16 protein-coding genes are annotated in these 19,044 nt (G+C 70.2%); 9 read left to right on the forward strand and 7 right to left on the reverse strand.

Features of this window, described 5'->3' with window-relative positions; genetic code table 11:
• The first annotated feature begins 54 nt into the window (after positions 1-54).
• The 3 genes from ACGFIV_RS19910 (at position 55) to ACGFIV_RS19920 (ending at position 3,250) form a co-directional block, all read left to right on the forward strand.
• Positions 55-1,608 carry an MFS transporter gene (locus tag ACGFIV_RS19910; RefSeq protein ID WP_358559841.1) on the forward strand — a complete coding sequence of 518 codons (1,554 nt, stop codon included), beginning with the start codon at positions 55-57 and terminating at the stop codon, positions 1,606-1,608.
• Between the two features lie 60 nt (positions 1,609-1,668).
• Positions 1,669-2,430 (forward strand): DoxX family membrane protein, encoded by a 762-nt coding sequence (locus tag ACGFIV_RS19915; RefSeq protein ID WP_358559839.1) that lies wholly within the window; start codon positions 1,669-1,671, stop codon positions 2,428-2,430.
• A 247-nt stretch (positions 2,431-2,677) separates the two neighbouring features.
• Entirely contained in the window at positions 2,678-3,250 is a 573-nt protein-coding gene (locus ACGFIV_RS19920) for a dihydrofolate reductase family protein (RefSeq protein ID WP_358559838.1), read from the forward strand.
• Positions 3,251-3,408: 158 nt separating this feature from the next.
• On the opposite strand, the gene ACGFIV_RS19925 is transcribed toward ACGFIV_RS19920, so the two are convergent.
• Positions 3,409-4,026, reverse strand: coding sequence for a hypothetical protein (locus tag ACGFIV_RS19925; RefSeq protein ID WP_358559836.1), 618 nt, complete (start codon positions 4,024-4,026; stop codon positions 3,409-3,411).
• A 177-nt stretch (positions 4,027-4,203) separates the two neighbouring features.
• Here ACGFIV_RS19925 and ACGFIV_RS19930 point away from each other — a divergent pair, with 177 nt between their 5' ends.
• On the forward strand, positions 4,204-6,282 hold the full coding sequence (locus ACGFIV_RS19930) for a sensor histidine kinase (RefSeq protein ID WP_358559834.1): 2,079 nt from the start codon (positions 4,204-4,206) through the stop codon (positions 6,280-6,282).
• The gene (locus ACGFIV_RS19935) at positions 6,279-6,929 is read left to right on the forward strand and encodes a response regulator (protein WP_392836717.1); all 651 of its coding nucleotides are present in this window, start codon (positions 6,279-6,281) and stop codon (positions 6,927-6,929) included. The genes ACGFIV_RS19930 and ACGFIV_RS19935 overlap by 4 nt, the downstream gene beginning before the upstream one ends.
• A 108-nt stretch (positions 6,930-7,037) precedes the next feature.
• Here the strand turns inward: ACGFIV_RS19935 and ACGFIV_RS19940 are convergent, their stop codons facing one another.
• From ACGFIV_RS19940 to ACGFIV_RS19950, 3 genes are all read right to left on the reverse strand, one after another.
• Positions 7,038-8,060: a LacI family DNA-binding transcriptional regulator gene (locus ACGFIV_RS19940; protein ID WP_358559830.1), complete on the reverse strand. Its 1,023-nt coding sequence runs from the start codon at positions 8,058-8,060 to the stop codon at positions 7,038-7,040.
• Positions 8,057-10,939 carry a glycoside hydrolase family 3 C-terminal domain-containing protein gene (locus tag ACGFIV_RS19945; RefSeq protein WP_392836721.1) on the reverse strand — a complete coding sequence of 961 codons (2,883 nt, stop codon included), beginning with the start codon at positions 10,937-10,939 and terminating at the stop codon, positions 8,057-8,059. The genes ACGFIV_RS19940 and ACGFIV_RS19945 overlap by 4 nt, the downstream gene beginning before the upstream one ends.
• Before the next feature lie 263 nt (positions 10,940-11,202).
• Complete coding sequence (locus ACGFIV_RS19950; RefSeq protein ID WP_358555770.1) at positions 11,203-12,414, reverse strand: ROK family transcriptional regulator; 1,212 nt, start codon at positions 12,412-12,414, stop codon at positions 11,203-11,205.
• Between the two features lie 331 nt (positions 12,415-12,745).
• On the opposite strand from ACGFIV_RS19950, the gene ACGFIV_RS19955 reads away from it, so the two are divergent.
• The 3 genes from ACGFIV_RS19955 to ACGFIV_RS19965 are packed head-to-tail and all read left to right on the forward strand — an operon-like array spanning position 12,746 to position 16,352.
• Complete coding sequence (locus ACGFIV_RS19955; protein WP_358555773.1) at positions 12,746-14,440, forward strand: extracellular solute-binding protein; 1,695 nt, start codon at positions 12,746-12,748, stop codon at positions 14,438-14,440.
• 2 nt (positions 14,441-14,442) lie between these two features.
• Positions 14,443-15,423: an ABC transporter permease gene (locus ACGFIV_RS19960; RefSeq protein WP_392836883.1), complete on the forward strand. Its 981-nt coding sequence runs from the start codon at positions 14,443-14,445 to the stop codon at positions 15,421-15,423.
• On the forward strand, positions 15,420-16,352 hold the full coding sequence (locus ACGFIV_RS19965; protein WP_358555779.1) for a carbohydrate ABC transporter permease: 933 nt from the start codon (positions 15,420-15,422) through the stop codon (positions 16,350-16,352). The genes ACGFIV_RS19960 and ACGFIV_RS19965 overlap by 4 nt, the downstream gene beginning before the upstream one ends.
• Before the next feature lie 195 nt (positions 16,353-16,547).
• Here the strand turns inward: ACGFIV_RS19965 and ACGFIV_RS19970 are convergent, their stop codons facing one another.
• The 3 genes from ACGFIV_RS19970 to ACGFIV_RS19980 all read right to left on the reverse strand — a co-directional run bounded on the left by ACGFIV_RS19970 (position 16,548) and on the right by ACGFIV_RS19980 (position 18,050).
• A complete protein-coding gene (locus ACGFIV_RS19970; RefSeq protein ID WP_358555782.1) occupies positions 16,548-16,796 on the reverse strand; it encodes a hypothetical protein in 249 nt (82 codons plus the stop codon).
• Between the two features lie 232 nt (positions 16,797-17,028).
• Positions 17,029-17,229: a DUF397 domain-containing protein gene (locus ACGFIV_RS19975; RefSeq protein ID WP_358555784.1), complete on the reverse strand. Its 201-nt coding sequence runs from the start codon at positions 17,227-17,229 to the stop codon at positions 17,029-17,031.
• The gene (locus ACGFIV_RS19980) at positions 17,220-18,050 is read right to left on the reverse strand and encodes a helix-turn-helix transcriptional regulator (protein WP_358555787.1); all 831 of its coding nucleotides are present in this window, start codon (positions 18,048-18,050) and stop codon (positions 17,220-17,222) included. Before ACGFIV_RS19980 ends, ACGFIV_RS19975 begins: the two co-directional genes overlap by 10 nt.
• 239 nt (positions 18,051-18,289) lie before the next feature.
• Between ACGFIV_RS19980 and ACGFIV_RS19985 the strand changes: the two genes are divergently transcribed.
• Positions 18,290-18,721 carry an ATP-binding protein gene (locus ACGFIV_RS19985; RefSeq protein WP_358555790.1) on the forward strand — a complete coding sequence of 144 codons (432 nt, stop codon included), beginning with the start codon at positions 18,290-18,292 and terminating at the stop codon, positions 18,719-18,721.
• The last annotated feature ends 323 nt before the right edge of the window (positions 18,722-19,044 follow it).

Below are 19,044 nucleotides of genomic sequence, written 5' to 3' on the forward strand. Positions count from 1 at the left end.
AGATTGGCCTAAGCTGCCACGCATGTTCAGCAGGTCGAGTCCATTTGAGGGCCCATGACCGTTTTGGGCACCCGGCCGGGCGTCCGTCTTGAGGGCACGACCGTGGACCGCCGGAGAAGCCGGTGGTCGGTGCTGGCGCTGCTCTGCTTCAGCCTGCTGCTGATCGCCGTGGACGCCACGGTGCTGCACATCGCCGTGCCCGCCCTGACCGCCGCGCTGGAGCCGTCGGCGGTCGAGCTGCTGTGGATCATCGACGTCTACTCGCTCGTCGTGGCCCCGCTCCTGGTCACCTTCGGCACGCTCGGCGACAGGTACGGCAAGCGGCGCTTCGTGCTCGCGGGCTACGTGGTCTTCGGGGTCGCCTCACTGTCGGCGGCCTTCGCGGGCACCCCGCTCACCCTGATCGCCTCCCGGGCGCTCCTCGGCGTCGGCGGGGCGATGATCATGCCGGCCACGCTGTCGATCATCCGGCAGGTCTTCACCGACCGCCGCGAGCGCGCCATCGCCCTCGGCGTGTGGAGCGCGGTCGCCGCCGGTGGCGCCGCCGTCGGCCCTCTGGTCGGGGGCGTCCTGATCGAGCACTTCTGGTGGGGCGCGGTCTTCCTGATCAACGTGCCGCTGCTCGTGGTGGCGCTGCCCCTTGCCGTACGCCTGCTGCCGGAGTCGCCGGGGAACCCGGGCCACCGATGGGACGCGCCGAGCGCGGTGCTCTCGACCCTCGGCATCCTGTTCCTCGCCTTCGGCCTGAAGGAGGCCGGGCACGGCGCGACGCTGGGCCCCGGCCCCGCGATCATGATCCTCGTCGCGGGCGCCGGGCTGCTCGCGTGGTTCACCGCCCGCCAGCGCAGGCTCGCCCATCCCCTGCTCGACATCGGCCTGTTCGCCCAGCGCGGCTTCGCGGTCGGGGTCGTGTGCGTGCTGCTCTCGGTGTTCGCGCTGGTCGGCCTGGAGCTGATGCTCGCGCAGTACCTCCAGCTGGTCCTCGGGGACAGTCCCCTGCGGGCCGGTGTGCGCATGCTCCCCCTCATGGTCGCGGCCATCGCGGGCGGGCTCTGCGCCGCGCACATCCTGCGACGTCTCGGCCTGCGCGCGACCATGGCGGGCGGCCTCGCCCTCGCGGGGCTCTCCCTGGCGCCCACCATCGCCTGGGGCACCGAGCAGCACCCGCTCATGCTCTGCCTGTGCTTCGCCGGCATCGGCTTCGGCGTGGAGGTCGCGCTGCTCGCCGCCTCCGACACGATCATGGCGTCCGCTCCCGAGTCGCGCGCCGGCGGAGCCGCCGCGATCGAGGAGACGGCGTACGAGCTGGGCGCCGGCCTCGGGGTCGCCGTGCTCGGCACGATCACCACGATCGTGTACGCGCCGTCCGTGGGCACCGTGCCCGGGGTCGGGCCCCACGCGATGGGACAGGCCAGGGAGTCGCTCGCCTCTGCCGCCCACGTCGCCGGAAAGGTCGGCGGGCCCACCGGCGGCGCGCTGATGGAGGCCGCGCGGGCCGCGTTCGTCACGGCGCTCCACTCGACCGTCCTGGTCAGCGTCGCGCTGCTGGGTCTCACCGCGCTCGCCGCCGTGCTCCTGCTGCCACGTCGCGGCTCCACTCGCGCATGACGAAAGCGATACAGGGCAATTGTCTGTGCAACGCGGACCGACCCCGGGAGAATGGCAACCGTGAGACGAACCTTCCAGGATCTCGCTTCGCTGGCCGCCCGCCTGGGCGTCGGCGGCATCTTCTTCGCGAACGGCTGGCACAAGCTTGAGTTCGGGCTGACCGCGACGAGCGAGCAGTTCGCGAAGATGGACGCTCCCGGGCCCGGCATCTGGGCCGCCGCGACCATGCTCATCGAGCTCATCGGCGGGGCGCTCCTGGTCGCCGGCCTGGCCGTTCCGGCCTGCGGGCTCATACTCTTCGTCGAGGCGCTCGCCGTGTTCGTGCTGGTGAGCGGTGACACGGGCCTCCCGCTGACCGGCGGGGACATCAACCTCATCGTCGCGCTCGGCGCGGCGTCGGTGCTGCTGGCCGTCGTCGGGGCCGGGCGGCTGTCCATCGACCACCTGGTCGTCATCCGGCGGCGCGAGGCGGAGGCCGCCGACGAGATGGCCGCCGACGCCGAGGCGGACGACGTGATCTCCTCGTGGCGGGAGACCTCACGCGAGACCACTTCGCCCAAGGACGCCGCGCCCGCCGACGCCGACGTCAAGACACCCCCGAAGGGCCCGGTGACGTTCCCCGAGGAGAAGGCCGGGGCCGGCGACGCCGGCGAGGCCACCGCCCCGCGCAAGACGCGGCCCCGCCGTCCGGCGCGGCCCGCGGGCGGCGCGGAGGCGACCCCTGCCGAGGGCCCCGGCGACGCTCCCTCCGCCCCCGCCGACAAGCGTGACCGCCTGGTCGCCGGCGGACGGAAGACCACCACCGACACCGACGCCGGCTGAGCGCCGGACACCGACACCACCGGCGCCGGACTGGATCCCGCCCGCCGTCCACCGACAATTTATTTCTTCTAGAAAGTTACCGCGTTCGGTGGTGGGGTAGTCACCTGTTCGGAAACGCTTCTTCGAGAGCAGGCGACATTAACCGATATAGAAGACATCGCACTAGAGCGGGACCCGGGAAAGCGTTTAAAGGAGGCCACGCACATCCATATATTGGATTGCCCGAACGCAGTCACAAGGAGATCCCATGCGAAAGATAATCGTGTCCATGTTCGCGACCCTCGACGGCTTCGCCACGGGTCCTAAAGGGGACATGGCCTGGGTTACCGACCGTTTCGGTGAGGAAACCGGGAAGTACGCCATCGACCAGCTGTTCGCAGCCGATCTTCTCCTTCTCGGACGAGTCACCTATGAGATCATGGCCGGTTCCTGGCCGTCCATGACCGACGACTCCGGGTTCGCCGACCGCATGAACGAGATCCCCAAGATCGTGTTCTCCAGCACCCTCAAGGAGCCTCTCACCTGGAACAACGCGACCCTGGCGAAGGGCGACATCGCGCACGAGGTGGCGCGGGTGAAGAAGGAGCCGGGCGATGACATCCTCGTCTACGGCAGCGTCAGCGTCGTGCGCGAGTTGATGAGACTCGGCCTGGTCGACCGGTTCCGCCTCTGGGTCCATCCTGTCACGCTCGGGGGCTCCGGCGCCGATTCCATTTTCGACGGATACGACGAGAACGAGCTGAAGCTCGTCGACACGGTCATCTGCGATTCGGGGGTCGTCGTGCTCGATTACGAGCCGGTGACGACCTCCGGGAAATGACGACCGCCGCGCGCGGAGATTCCCCGACATAACCCCCTGTTCCCGTTAGTCCGGCTCGCCCGGAAATCGCGTCGCCTCGACCGGAAAGCGAGTGTCTCTCCGGCCGGGGGCGACGCCCGTGCGATTTCGTGTGATACCGAAAGTGACGGTATCGCCGCTCAAAGGGCCGGCCGCAGGGCGAGGCGGAGCCCGATGTGGGCGTAGGTGCCCAGCAGCCACGCCGCGCTGACGTAGGTCGACACGACGGAACCCCCGAAGATCTCCGCCACCACGGACACCGGGAACCACAGTCCCGCGAGCAGCGGCAGCCAGCGCGTCAGCCCCTCGTAGCGGCCGGTCACGGCGACGGCGACGCCCAGCGCCAGCATCCCGAGCTGGCTGAGCGGCCAGCAGGCGTCGAGGATCATGAGCGCGAGCGGGAGGTCGTCGTGGGTCGCGTAACCGAAGGAGAGCGCGTTCAGCAGGAACGCGCCGGGCAGCAGCACCAGCAGCCCCCAGGGGACCACCCGCCCCCACCGCCGGCCCGTCCCCCGGGTGGCGAGCACCACCCAGACCAGGGCGAAGACCCCCACGACGAACAGCATCCCGGTGACCGTGTCGAGCGTCTGGATACCCTCCTTGATCTTGTCGCCCACGACGACGATGCCGGTCGCCCAGGCCGCCGCCCCCACGGCGAGGAGCAGCCCGGCGACTCGGATCCGCGACGGTTCCACTTCCGGCCGCGGTGCGGCGGGGTCGTCCGGGTTGACGTTGCTTCGCATCACGCGAACGGACATGGTGGTCCTCCTTGTTCGGTCGGAGGACCACCGTCTCCGCCCGGCGTCCCGGGCGCCCAGGGAGCGAAGCCGCGCCAGGAGTCCTCGATCCTCCCGGACCACCGGGGACCGGTGTCCCGGGTGGAGCGGGACGCCGCTCCCGTGTCAGCGAGACCGACTTATGGCACGCTGCTCAGCATGTCCGGCATCTCTGGCGCGCACCGTCGCCCGCCGATGGGCGCGACGACGGTCGCGGCGTTGTGCGTCGCCGCCGCCGCGCTCGCCACCTGGGCGGACGTGGTGACAGGACCGGTGACGCGGCCGGATCCTCTCAACTGGGCCGTCTGGTCCTCGACGGTTCCCGGCGTGGCCCTCGCGGTCACCGGGTGGGTCCTCGCCATGCGCCTGCCCCGCCACCTCATGACCTGGCTGCTGCTCGTCGGCGGTGTGGTGGCGAGCGCCAACGGCCTCGCCGCGGCGTACGCGGTGCTGTCGCTGAGCCGGCACGGAGGGACGCTGCCGCTGACCCTGCCCGCGGTGTTCGCCGGAGCGCGGCTGGGGCCGCTGCTGAATCTGGTCGTGCCCCTGGTCCTGCTGTTCTTCCCCGACGGCCGGCTGCCGTCACCGCGCTGGCGGTGGGCCGCCGCGCTCTCGCTCGGCGCCACCGGTCTGGCCGTCCTGGTCTTCCTCACTGCCCCCTGGGAGACCCATTCCGCGGGAGGGCCGTTGCCGGGGAGCGGTCTCCCGCTTCCGCCCGTCCCCGGCCAGGTCTGGCGAGCCGCCATCGCCCTCACCCCGGCTTTGCTGGTGCTGAGCTTCTTCGTGCCGGTGGCGGCGTTCGTCCGGCGGTTCTGGGGGTCCTCGGGCATCCGCCGCGCGCAGCTTCGCTGGATGCTGCTGGCGGCGCTGCTGAACGGGGTCCTGATCCTGACGCCGCTCGTGGTCGACGGGCTGCCGCTGGACCTCACCTTCGTCGTCTCGCTGCTCGCGGTCGCCGCGGCCGTCCTGGTGGCGGTGGGACGCTACCGGCTGTACGACATCGATCCGGTGCTCGGCTGGACCCTCCTGTACGGCAGCCTCGCGGTCGCGGTCGTCGCGATCGACGTGCCCGTCTTCGTGGGCCTCGGCGCGCTCATCGACGAGCCGGTCGCGGCGGTCCTCGCGGCGGCCGTGGTCGCGATCGTCTACGCCCCGCTGCGCGCGCGCACGCGACGGTGGGTGAGCCGCGTCCTCACCGGGCGGGCCGAGCCGTACGACGTGGTCTCCGCGCTGGCCCGGCGGCTGGAGGAGTCCGTCGGGCCCGACGAGCTGCTGCTGGAGGTGGCCAGGGCGGTGTCGGCGTCGTTCCGCTCCCCGTACGTACGGGTCGAGCTGGACCGCGCGGACGGCAGGACCGTCGTGGTCGAGCACGGCTCCCCGCGCGCCGACGTGGTGGTCCTCCCGTTCGCGTACCGTGAGGCCTCGATCGGGCGGCTCACGCTGGTGCCGCGCGCGGGCGCGCCGCCATCCGAGTCCGACCAGCGGCTCCTCGCCGACGTCGTACGGCAGGCCGCCGCCGCCGTACGGGCGACGGCGCTGACCGAGGAGCTCCAGCACAGCCGCGAGCGCATGGTCACCGGGGTGGCCGAGGAGCGGCGCAGGCTGCGGAGGGATCTGCACGACGGGCTCGGCCCCACGCTCGCCGCCGCCGCGCTGAAGATCGAGGCCGCGCGCAACCTGACCGTGCGGGACGCCGGCGCCGCACGGGACGCGCTGGACCAGGTCAGAGGGGACCTGGCCACGGTGCTCGGCGACGTGCGGCGCCTCGTCCACGGCCTGCGCCCGCCGGCCCTGGACCAGTTCGGCCTCGCCGAGGCGCTGCGGCAGGAGGGCACCCGGTTCCGGGAGGGCGGCCTCGCCGTGCGCGTCGACGCGCGGGGAGACCTGACATGTCTGCCCGCCGCGACCGAGGTGGCGGCCTACCGCATCGTCTGCGAAGCTCTGGTCAACGTGGCCCGGCACGCGGGCGCCACCGACTGCGAGGTCCGCCTGACCATGACCGGAAGCGAGCTGGAGGCCGAGGTGGTCGACGACGGCCGGGGCGTCCGGCCGGGCGCTCTGGTGGGCGTGGGCCTGCTCGGCATGCGCGAGCGGGCCGAGGAGCTCGGCGGCCGGTGCACGGTGACCGCCGTCGAGACCGGCGGCACCCGCGTCCACGCGGTCCTGCCCGCGCGGGCCGGAAGCGTCCCGATGAGCCCCACCGGCGAAACCCTCGTGCCCCCCGGAGCGTCGCGATGATCCCCCGGGTGCTTCTCGCCGACGACCACCCCGTCTACCGGGACGGCCTGAGCATGATGCTCGCCTCCACCGGAGACGTCGACGTGGTGGGGACCGCCGCCGACGGGGAGGAGGCGGTGGCCCTCGCCGCCGAGCTCCGCCCGCACGTCGTCGTGATGGACCTGCGGATGCCCCGGCTCGACGGCGTCAAGGCCACCCAGCGCATCGTCACGGAACGCCCGGAGACCGGCGTGCTCGTGCTCACGATGCAGGAGGACGACGAGAGCGTCTTCGCCGCCATGCTCGCCGGCGCGCGCGGGTACCTGCTCAAGGGCGCGGACCAGACCGAGATCCTGCGCGCCATCACGGCCGTCGCCAGCGGCGAGGTGATCTTCGGTCCTGCGCTGGCCGGGCGGGTGACGCGCTACTTCGCCAGGCTGGTCACCGCCCAGCCACCGAGGGAGATGCCGTTCCCGCAGCTCACGGCCCGCGAGCGGGAGGTGCTCGACCTCATCGCGGCGGGGCTGTCGAACCAGCGCATCGCCGAGCGCCTGTTCCTGGCGCCGAAGACCGTGCGCAACAACGTGTCGAACGTCTTCGCCAAGCTCCAGGTCGCCGACCGGGCCCAGGCCATCGTCCAGGCCCGCGAGGCCGGCCTCGGTCACTGACACCCGCGGCGACGGCGACGGCCTGGACGGGCCCGTCGGCCACGCGCCCCGGCCGATCGACGTGCCCGCGCTGTTCCCGAGAAGGGCCGGTGCGGCGCGAACTGGCCCTCAGTTCGGCCCGTCGCCGGTTCTTCTGGTGCTCTGGCGGATGGCGAGGCGGGGTTCGAGCAGGGTCGAGCCGGGGACGTCAACGCCTTCCAGCTTGGCCATCAGCAGCCGCACCGCCTGGTACCCGACGTCGGCGGCGGGGATCAGCACCGAGGTCAGCGGCGGGCTGGCCCGCTCGGCGACGTCGTCGGGGCAGATCGCCACCACCGACATGTCCTCCGGCACCCGCCTGCCCAGCACCCGCAGCGCGCCCAGCACGTGCCCGACCGCCGCCTCGTTGTGCACCACCAGCCCGGAGAGGCCGGGATGCCGCTCCAGCAGCTCCTTCACGGTCGCGCACACCTCGTCGAAGCTCTCCTCGCACGGCCAGGCGATCGTCGTCATGCCGTGCCCCTGACCGGCCTCGGCGAAGCCCTCCATGGTGCGCTCGGCGTACCCGGTGCCGCGCTTGTAGACGACGTTCGGTGCGCCGAGCAGCGCGATCTCCCGGTGGCCGAGCGAGGCGAGGTGGTCGGCGCAGACGGCGCCCGCCCGCGCGAAGTCGAGGTCCACGCAGGTGAGCCCGGAGGCGTCGGCCGGGAACCCGATCAGCACGCTGGGCTCCCCCAGCTCGCGCAGCAGCGGCACGCGCTGGTCGTGGATCTCCACGTCCATGAGCACCAGCCCGTCCACGAGCGCGCTCGCGGCGACGCGCCTGAGCCCGTCGGGGCCCTCGTCAGCGGTCATCAGCAGCACGTCGTGGTCGAACTGACGTGCTGTGGTCACCACCGAGGTGGCGAACTGCATGAGAACGGGCAGATGCATGCCCGCGCGCAACGGCAGGACCAGCGCGATCACGTTCGACCGCTTGCTGGCGAGCGCCCTGGCCCCCGCGTTCGGGTGGTAGCCGAGGGCGCGGACGCTGCGCATGACGCGCTGGCTGGTGGTCGCGGAGATCGCCCGCTTGCCGCTCAGCACGTACGACACCGTGCTGACGGCGACTCCGGCGTGCCTGGCGACGTCGGCGATGGTGACCGTTCTCAACGAGCGCCCCCCGTGGCTCCCCGCGCGGCTGCCTCCGCGGTTCTCCGTGCTGTCTTCTCGGCGGGTGCCGGTGTGAAGGCCAGCTCGCTCACCGTGACCCCCTCGTTCTCGAACACGACATAAAGATCATGCACCCCGGCGGCACCGGTCAGCGGGCACTCGATGCCGACGAGGTCGTACCTGCTCCTCGATGGTGCCACCGACACGGCGCCCACGACCTCCCCGAAGAGCGGATCGTCGAGCCGCAGCGTCAGCACGCCACCCTCGGTGCTGGCGACCGTCAGCTCGCACGCAGCGGCCCCACCGGCGAAGTCGACCTCACGGAAGGCGATCCACCCGCCGGGGTCGGTCCCCTGGACGGCGTCCCCGGTCACCCGGCCGGCGTCGCGGAGCACGATTCCGTCGTACTCGTCGTTGTCCGCCGCGTCCAGAGGGCGGGCGTAGGGATCGCGCGGGGGAATGCGCTCGCCGGCCACCGTGAAGCGCCCGCAGAGCCGGATGTCGCGCGCGGACCGGCCCACCAGCACCTTGTGCGGCGCGTCCTCCACCACGAACCGGCCCCGGGTGACGTCCCAGAACGCCAGGTCCGCCACCTCGACGGCCATGGTCACGGTACGGCTCTCGCCGGGCGCGAGCCGTACCCGCTCGAAGCCGCGGAGCCGGCGCAGCGGCTGCTTGACGCGGGAGCGCCGCTGGTGGGTGTAGAGCTGGACGACCTCGGTCCCCGGCCGCGTCCCCGCGTTGGTGACGGTGACGGTGACCGTCAGCACGTCGCCAGGCCCCACCGTCGCCGCCGACAACCGCAGGTCCGCATACGCGAAGCGCGTGTAGCCGCACCCGTGCCCGAAGGGGTAGAGCGGCGTGCCCCGGTAGTACAGGTAGGTCGAGTCGGTGGCGATGATGTCGTAGTCGAACAGGTCGGGCAGGTCGCGCGCCGAGCGGTACCACGTCTGGGTCAGCCTGCCCCCGGGGTCCTCGTCGCCGAACAGCACGTCGGCGAGCGCGTGGCCGTACTCCTGCCCGCCGTGCGACGACCACACGATCGCGGGCACGTTCTCCTCGGCCCAGGTCACCGCGAACGGGTAACCGCTGCTGATGACCAGCACGGTGTCGGGGTTGGCCGCGTGGACGGCCTTGACCAGCGCCTCCTGGGCCGGCGGCAGCCCGAGTCCGGCCCGGTCCTCGGTCTCCCTGCCGTTGACCAGCGGGTGGTCCCCGACGACCACCACGGCCACGTCGGCGCTCGCGGCCAGCTCGGCGGCGGCCTGGGCGCCGCTCTCGACGAGCTCCAGCGTCAGGACGGCCGCCGCGTCCGGGTCGTCGGTCAGCCGCAGCGTGCCGTCCTGCGCCAGACCGACATGGCGGCCGGTGGAGATGTGGCGGAGCGCCAGGGCGCCCCGGGGCCGCTCGTCCAGCCGGAAGGTCTGGCGCACCTCCCATCCGTTCGGACCGGGCTGGTCGTTGACGAGCAGGCCGTCGTCGCCGGCCGAGACGTACCGGCCGTTGGCGACCGCCCGCAGCGCGTACGCGCCGCCGCCCCAGTCGAACAGGTCGAACCAGGTGGCCCGCGCCTCGCACGCGGGCCTGACCGCGAGGGGCGCGCCTCCGTCCTCCCCTGCCGCCACGTACCCGCCCGCGGCGTGCAGGGCCACCCGGTCGACGCCCTCGCGGAACTCGGTGACGCACCGCTCGGCGAGCCCGGCGCGCGCCGTCACCGCGTAAGGAAGCGTCCCGCTGTACCAGTCCTCCATGAGGGTGTCGGCGAGCGGCCCGATGACCGCGATCCGCGCGGGCTCCCCCAGCGGCAGGATGCCGTCGTTCTTCAGCAGCACGATCGACCGCGTGGCGGCCCGCCGCGCCAGTGCCTGGTGCTCGGGGCGGTTCACCACCTCCTCGGTGATGTCGTCGTACGGCGTCGCGGGGTCGAACTCGCCGAGCCGGAACCGGATCGCCAGCGCGTGACGGACGGCGGTGTCGACGTCCCGCTCCTCCAGAAGGCCGAGGTCCAGCGCCTTCCTGATGTGGTTCAGGGTGTCGCCCGGCCGGTCGTCGTCCTGCGTGAAGCTGTCCAGCCCCGCCTTGATCGCCGCCGCGTACGCCTCCGGCGGGTCGTCGTAGTAGGCCTGCGGGCCCGTCAGGTTCGCCGGCGCGTGGGCGTCGCTGACCACCAGCAGGTCCTCGTCCGTCCAGGACCGCACGAGGTCGTTGATCAGCGGGCTCAGCGTGGCCGGGCGGCCGTTGACGAGGTTGTAGGAAGGCATCAGCGACACGGCGGCGCCGGACTCGATCGCCGGGCGGAAGGCCCTGAGCTCGTACTCGTGCAGCACCCGGGGCGGCAGGCCGCTGGAGGTGACGCACCGGTCGGCCTCGTTGTTGTACGCCAGGAAGTGCTTGAGCGTGGGCGCGGTCTTCATGGTCGGGAGGTCGCCGCGCAGGCCACGGGCGTAGGCGGTGCCCATGACGCCGGTCAGCCAGGGGTCCTCGGAGTACCCCTCCTCGTTGCGTCCCCACCTCGGGTCGCGCAGCGGGTTCACCACGGGCGCCCAGACGTTGAGCCCGGCGCCGGCGGGGTCCTTGTGGTGGAAGGCCACCACCTCGTCGCCCGTCGCCGATCCGACGCTGCGCACCAGTTCCGGGTCCCAGGTGCTCGCGAGCCCGATCGCCTGCGGGAAGACGGTCGCGGGCCCGAGCCACGCCGGACCGTGCAGGGCCTCGGTGCCCGTGCGGAAGGCGCCCAGCCCGAGCCTCGGCACCGCCGCCTGGTACTGGTGCAGCAGGCCGATCTTCTCCTCCAGGGTGAGCCTGCCGAGGAGGTCGGCGATCCGGTCCGCGAGAGGCCTGCCGGGGTCGCGGAAGGCGGCTGGCACAGGTTCGTTCATCTGGGGGGACCATCCTTCGCTCACCGAGGGGTGTATCGAAGCGCTTCGATGCCGAACGTTCTCTGGCGGTCGAAGCGCTTCGACGCCGTTGACGTGCGGAGGTCTGTCGAAGCGCTTCGACGGGGTATACGAAGATTTCAGCGGTGTTAAATCGGGGTTCTCCTGAAGAGTGCCGGTTTGTCGCCCCCGGGTCAAGGGCTCGGTTCCACCGCCTGCGCGGGTCAGTTTGCGCGGGTCAGTTTGCGCGGGTCAGTTTGCGCGGGTCAGGTTTGCGCGGGGAGCCGGCCGGAGTCGATCGAGTCCAGGAGGCGGGCCGCCGCGCCCAGGGCCGCCGCCCCGTAGCCCAGGGTGGAGACGACCAGGCGCGTGCCCCCGGAGTCCGGCGCGAAGCTGCGGCGCGCGAGCTCCTCCCGCGCGGCGGGCAGCACCCAGGGCGCGAGCGCGACGTAGTACCCGCCGAGGATGACGACCTCGGGGTTGAGCACGTTCGCGATGATCGCCACGCCCCTGCCCAGGTTGGCGCCGACGGTGGCGAGCGCGTCGAGGACCCCGGCGTCCTCGCCCCGCGCCAGCCGTGCGACCTCGTCGATCTCGGGCTCCAGCTCGGCGGGCGTCGCGTCCGGCGCGGTGTGCTGGAGCACGGCGCCGAGGCCCGCGACTGCCTCCAGGCAGCCCCGGCGGCCACAGCGGCATTCGGGACCCGATGGGTCGATCTGGATGTGGCCGATCTCCCCGGCGAACCCCTGACCGCCCCGGCGGAGCCGCCCGTCCATGATGACGCCCGCGCCCACCCCGATCTCGCCGGTGAGGTAGACGAGGTCGTCGGCTCCCCCGTGCGGGCCGAAGCGGTGCTCGGCGAGCACGGCGAGGTTGGCGTCGTTGTCGACCAGGACGGGGAAGCCCGGATCGCGCAGCGCCTTGGCCAGGTCACCGGACAGGTCGACGTCGCGCCAGCCGAGGTTCGGGGCGATGCGCACCGAGCCGCTCACGTCGACCAGGCCGGGCACCGCGACGGTGAGGCCGAGCACCTGGCGGGCCTCCTTGCCCATGCGGTTGAGCACCCGCCGGGCGAGCGCGGCCACGGCGGCGACGGCCTGGTTGGGCGTCGCCGTCGCGCCCGCGAAGGAGCGCCGCCACGACAGCAGCTCGGTGCCCGAGAGGTCGACGGCCACGGCGGTCAGGTAGTCGACGTTCACCTCGATGCCGATCGCGGCGTACGGCGAGCCGTCGAGGACCAGCATGGTCGCGGGACGGCCCACGCGGTTCTCGGTGAGGCCGGTCTCGCGAAGCAGTCGCCGGTCGACGAGGTCGGCGACCAGGCTCGACACGGTCGCCTTGTTGAGCCCGGTGGACGCCGCGATGTCCGCCCGGGAACAGGGCGCGTTCTCCCGTACGAACCGCAGCACGACCGCGAGGTTGGCGGCCCTGACGTCGGCGAAGTCCGCCGGTTGAGGGCCGGTGTGCGTATTGATCAAAATCAGCCCCGTTCCCGCTGAGCCCCGGTGGGCTCATCATGCCGCATCGTCGAGCAGGTGGTCATACCTCGCCCCTGTGCTCCCTCGTCGCGCCGCGTCATCAATCTGTGACCGCCACCCGGGGGAACGCCTGTGGCCCTCCCTTGTGGCGTAGGTCACCCTCGGCTAATTTGTTTGGTCGTAAGACGAACTAACTCTACCTCGGAGCTCCCTCTGCCAACACCCTTGACAACCGGCGCCCGCTGATACGAACGAAACGAAGGGAACCTGCCGTGACACCCCTCGCAGCCGACCTGACCTCTGCTGCCCGTCCCCACCACCGGAGCGCGCCGTGACGGCTCCTTCCGGCGGCGTGACCGCCGGCACCCCTCCCAACCGCCGCGGGTTCCTCGGCCTGGTGGGCGCCGGAGCCCTGGTGGCCGCAGCCGGTGGCATCACCGGATGCGCCGCCAAGAAGGAGTTGCCGAAGGGCACCGCGGTCGCCGCCGACAAGCTGAAAGCCTTGGTGCCGAACCGCGTTCCGTTCAACGTGCCCGGCGTCACCCCGGACCTCCCGGGCGCCGAGTTCGTCGACCCCGGATTCCTGTCCCGCCCGGCGAGCTTCGCGCAGGCGGTCACCGAGAGGCCGATCACCAGCGGCAAGGAGATCACCGCGATGACCCCCCTGTGGGGCAAGGTGCCGCCGGGCCTTGGTCACAACTCGTACTACGACGCCGTCAACCAGCGACTCGGCGGAGTCGTCCGGTTCAGCATCCAAGATGGCATGACGTATGCCGACAAGCTCAACGCCGTGCTGACCAGCGGCGACGTGCCCGACATGATCTGCGTTCCCGGCTGGGAGGCCGTCAAGATCGCGCACTTCACCGAGGCCGCCAACAAGCTCTTCGCCGACCTGTCCCCCTACCTGGCCGGCGACAAGGCCAAGGCGTACCCGCTTCTCGCCGCCTACGACACCGCCGCCTGGGAGTACGGCGTGTACGGCGGCGTGCTGCAGGGCATCCCCTGGCAGAACTCCCCCTATCCATTCCTCACCCTCGCGCGCAAGGACATCCTCGACGAGTTGGGGCTGCCTCTGCCGGCCAGTGCCGACGACCTGCTCACCATGGGCAAGACGCTCACCGACCCGAAGAAGAAGCGCTGGGCGCTCGGCTTCGGCACGGTGCTGGGCTCCCAGGAGATCCAGCGGGCGTTCGGCTCACCGCGTGAGTGGCGCAAGCAGTCCGACGGCACCCTGATCTACAAGTACGAGACCCCCGAGTTCGAACAGCACATCGAGTTCATGACCAAGCTCTTCGCGGCCGGCCTGATCCACCCTGACATCGTGGCCAACAAGGACGCCAACCCCAAGGAGCCCTTCGGCTCGGGCCAGGTCGTGATCTATCCGGACGGACCGGGCGCCTGGCATGAGCTGTACGGCACCTACCTCCCGGACAACCCGAGACTTCAGATCGCCGGGGTGGACCCGTTCCCCGCGCATGCGGGTGGCAAGACGATCGTGTGGCGCAACGAGCCGGCCGGCATGTTCTGCTTCGTCAAGAAGGGCCTGCCCGACGACCGGATGCGCGAGATCCTCGGTGTCGCCAACTGGTGCTCGGCACCGTTCGGCACGATCGAGGGTGATCTGGTCTTCAACGGGGTCGAGGGCAAGCACTACACCGTCAAGGACGGCCAGATGCTGCGGACCGCGCTGGGAGAGAAGGAGGCCCAGCCCACCTACATGTTCCTGTCCGGGCGGCCGGGCTTCACCGCGGAATCGCAGTACCCCGGCTACGTCCAGGCCATGCATGGATGGCAGACCAAGGCGTCCACCTTCCTGGAGAACGACCCGTTCGTCGGCATTCGCGTCGAGGTGCCGTCCAAGATGGCCGGGCTGGTCACCCCGACAGAGGACAAGATGCACGAGATCTTCCGCGGGAAGCGCCCGCTGTCCGAGTGGAAGCGGATCGTGAAGGACTGGCAGGAGCAGGGCGGCGACGAGGCCCGGGAGTTCTACATGAAGACGGCCAAGGACAACGGCCGGCTGTGAGCGTGACGACCGAACCCGAAGTTCGGCCCGGCCAGACCCGGGCCGAACCGGCCGGTCGCCGCCCGAAGGACGTGACCCGGCGTGCGAGGCTGCGGCGCGACTGGCCGCTGCTGGTGATGGGCATGCCCATGCTCCTGCTCGTCACGGCCTTCTGGTGGGTGCCGACCCTGGGCAACGTGATCGCGCTCCAGGACTACAACCCGTTCAGCGGGGGCATCCTGGGCAGCCCGCTCATCGGGTTCACCAACTTCCAGCTGCTGTTGGGCGATCCGCAGTTCATCCGCGCGATGGTCAACACCCTGATCATCACCGCGTTCCAGCTGGTCTTCTACTTCCCGGTGCCGGTCGCGCTCGCGCTGCTGCTCAACAGCATCATGTCGCCGAGGCTCCGCGCCTTCGTCCAAGGCGTGGTCTACCTGCCGCACTTCTTCTCCTGGGTGCTGGTCATCGCCATCTTCCAGCAGATGATCGGCGGGGCCGGCCTGCTCGCGCAGACCCTTCGTGAACACGGCCACCAGGGCGTCGACCTGATGACCAACTCCGATACCTTCATCCTGCTCGTCACCTCACAGACGGTGTGGAAGGACGCGGGGTGGGGCTCGATCATCTTTCTCGCGGCCCTGAGCACCATCGACCCGAACCTCTACGAGGCCGCCGCGGTCGACGGGGCCACGCGGTGGCGGCGGATGTGGCACATCACCCTGCCGGGGCTGCGGCCGGTGATCGTGCTCCTGCTGATCCTGCGCCTCGGAGACGCCCTGAACGTCGGCTTCGAGCAGTTCATGCTTCAGCGCAGCGCGGTCGGCAGCCAGGCGTCCGAGGTGTTCGACACCTTCGCCTACTACTCGGGACTGCGGACGGGAGACCTGGGGTACGGCGCGGCGGCCGGCCTGTTCAAGGGAGTGGTGGGCCTGATCCTGATCCTGTCCGCCAACCGGGTGGCGCACGCGCTGGGTGAGCGAGGGGTGTGGTCGAAATCATGAGTACGATCACGCCCCAGCGCCCGGTGCGCCCGAAGCCCAGGCAGGCGCCTTGGGAGGAGCCCGGGTCGCTCGCCGGGCGGCTGGGCAAGGGCGGCACCGTCGCGGTCATCCTGCTGCTGGTGCTCTTCCCGCTCTACACCATCTTGCTGACCAGCCTGTCGACGTCGAAGACCGTCACCGAGGCCGGCGGGCTCGTACTGGTGCCCCAGGGCATCTCGTTCGACGCCTACCTGCAGATCTTCTCCGACACGGTGGTGAGCCGGGCCATCATGGTGAGCACCGGGGTGACCCTGGCCGGCACCGCCTTCAGCCTCGCGGTGAGCATCCTCGGCGCGTACTCGCTGTCACGGCCGGGCTCGTTCCTGCACAGGCCCCTGCTGTTCAGCGTGCTGCTGATGTTCGTGTTCTTCCCCGGCCTGATCCCCACCTACCTGCTGGTCAGCTCGCTCGGGCTCAAGGACGCCTACCTGTCGCTGATCCTGCCCTCCGCGGTGTCGGCCTTCAACATCGTGGTGCTGCGGGCGTTCTTCATGAGCATCCCGCGCGAGCTGCTCGACAGCGCACGCATCGACGGCGCGGGCGAGTTCCGCATCCTGTGGCGGATCGTGCTGCCGCTGTCCAAGGCGGTGACGGCGGTGATCGCGCTGTTCTACGCGGTCGGCTACTGGAACGCCTGGTTCAACGCCATGTTGTACATCGACGACTCCACCAAGTGGCCGCTGGCGCTGGTCCTGCGCGAGTACGTGGTGAACTCGGCGGCGCTCCCCGCGGGCACCGCGGGGGTCGCCGGCTACGGCCACGCCGTCCCACCGACCCTGGCCGTCAAGATGGCCATCGTGGTCATCGCCGTCGTGCCCGCGCTCGTGATCTACCCGTTCGTCCAGCGCCACTTCACCAAGGGCGTGATCATCGGCGCCATCAAGGGCTGAGCCGCCTCGTCCGGGAACCGGACGCACGTGTGCCGAGGACGGCCGGGACCGGCCCGGCGGGTGACCTGACCTCACCCGCCGGGACCGGCACCCCTAACAATGTCCGCAGCATGCCCCCCATGGCAAGCCCCGGTGAACTACGCCGGACATGCGCCGGCTCCGCGCCTGACCCATCCGGCACGGTTGAGCCGACCGTCAGCGCATGGCCGCTCCCACACGGTCGACGAGCTCGGAGACGCCCTTCTCCCTGGCGCAGTGGGCGCAGCAGTACCAGTGGCCGTTCGCCTCGACGCCGTGGCCGACGATCCGGCACCCGCAGTGCTCGCACGACGGCGCCATGCCCTGGATCGCGCACTCGAAGCTGTCGTAGGTGTGCACTCCACCCTTGGTGTGGATCTCAAAGGTCATGTCGTAGTCGTTGCCGCATACTTCACATCTCGCCATGATCTTCCCTTCACGCAGCTTTCTACCGAGCTACCCACGAAAGGCACCGAGAGGACTCTCCGCCCGCACAGTTGGCGATCCGGAAACAGAGGTTTTAAGGAGAGTCTCCGGCCGCAGGCGTCCAACGGCCTCGTCAACGGTGAGCAGCCGGGCCCCGGTGAGCCGGGCGAGGAAAGCCGGAAGCCCTCAGTCGCCCACTCGCAGGACTGAGGGCTTCCGCTGGATACAGGCGTCAGTGGCCGAACCGGCCTAGCTTGACGCCACCGATGAACGCGCTCCACTCACCGGGGGTCATGATCAGCGCAGGGCCATGGGGGTTCTTGGAGTCACGTACGGCGACCTTGCCGGGCAGGTTGGTGGCCACCTCTACACATTCGCCACCATCTCCGCCCGACCAGGTCGACTTGCGCCAGAGCGCACCGCTCAGGTCCATCGTTGCTTCACCGCTTCCTCGATGATCTTGCAGGACAGGTGTTGCGGGTAGGCGTCCGCCCGGACGGCGTCGTAGCGATCGATTATTTCCGTGATCGTGCTTCTGTCGGTTATCGTCCGCCCTCGGGGTTGGCACTCCACTCGAACCGTATACGCGTTGCCCCGCATTTCGGCAATGGCATAGGAGCCGATCAGCCCCGAAAGGGCTTCCGCGCTATATGGCACGATCTGGATGGTCACCCTCGGATGCAGTGCCATTTCGAGGAGATGCTCCAACTGCTCGCGCATGACCTCGGGTCCGCCGATCGGACGGTGCAGGACTCCTTCGTCGAGCAGGCACATGATCGCCGGCGGGTTGGTGCGCGAGAGGAGGGCCCTGCGCTGCATCCGCCCCGCGACCCGTTCCTCTATCTGCTCGGCGCTGAGCCCGGGCTGGCGCTCGAAGATCCGCCGAGCGAAGGCCTCCGTCTGCAGCATGCCCGGGACCAGCAAAGGCGCCCAGAACCGGAGCGCGGTGGCTCGTTGCTCCTCGATCGCCCAGTCGCGGAAGTGGGCGGGGACGGGGGGTGGGGGCGGCCAGACTTCCGCGTAGAGGCGGGTCATGACACCGTCGAGGCCGAAGATCTCGTCGCACAACTCGGCGAACCGCTCGGACGGCCGGAACTTGGACGTCTCGACCATGGCCACCGCGCTGGTGGAGAAGCCGATCCTGCGGCCTAACTGCTTCTGGGTGAGCTCCGCCGCCAGCCGGTGCCGGCGAAGCTCGTACGCGAACCGAGCCCGTGGCGACTCCTCGGGATCGATGTCGATCATTTTGGTCATGAGGTCCCCTCGCGACACCTGGCCAGATCTGACTCATTGACCTCAGAACAACTCTGAAGTCATTCCGTAGTCGATTCACTACCAAGCGTAATGCGCTGCCTTCAGGCTTGGGGCAAGAAATCACGACTACGTGGGCGCATCCGGGAAAGCGCAACTCATCTCAAAGCCTTACCTCGCCCATGGTGATCACCTGATTGAGCAGAACGAGCATTCGTGCTCGGCACGAGCGAGGGAAGTCCATGACCGGCACGAGAAGGCGACAGCAGTATCTGGAACTCCTGGCGCACCCCAACGCGGCGTCCCAGGCACGGCGACATGTCAGAGCCGTGCTCTCGAATTGGGGCATACACGAACTCGCCGACACGGCGGAGTTGGTCGCCTCCGAACTGGTCACGAACGCGATCCGCGCCACCCAGGACATCGGCGCCCACAACGAGCCTGCCCAAAGAAGAGCCGAGATCGTCTGGATCGACCTCTACCTCCAGGACGCGAACGTCGTACTCGAGGTCTGGGACCCCAGTGTCACCGCACCCGCCCTGAAGTCCCCCGAACCCGACGAAGAAGGCGGCCGAGGCCTCTGCCTCGTCGACGCCCTCGCCACGACCTGGGGCTACAGATGGCCCACCACCGGCGGCAAAATCGTCTGGTGCACCCTGACTTCCGAGACGTGACGCTCTGCCATGCGCTTACCGCACTCGGTCGCGCACCACGAAAGCCACAGCAAGGAGCCTGCCGACGCCGAATTTCGCGAAACCCCGATGCGATAAGTGGTCATCCTATTACTCTAAGTTGACATGATGATTACTACGGAATGTCACCGGATGGGCACGCACCGCCCGGGTAGACTCCAACCGAAGCCCCGAGCCCCGGAGGTGCAGGATGGCGAAGATATCGATCGATGTGGACGATGCGGCCCTGGCTGCGGCCATGGCGATGTACGACACGTCAAGCGAGGAAGAGGCGGTCAACACCATCCTGCTGGAGACGACAGCAG

Origin of the sequence: Sphaerisporangium sp. NPDC049003 (genome assembly GCF_043197795.1) — a bacterium.
Classification (GTDB): Bacteria; Actinomycetota; Actinomycetes; order Streptosporangiales; family Streptosporangiaceae; genus Sphaerisporangium.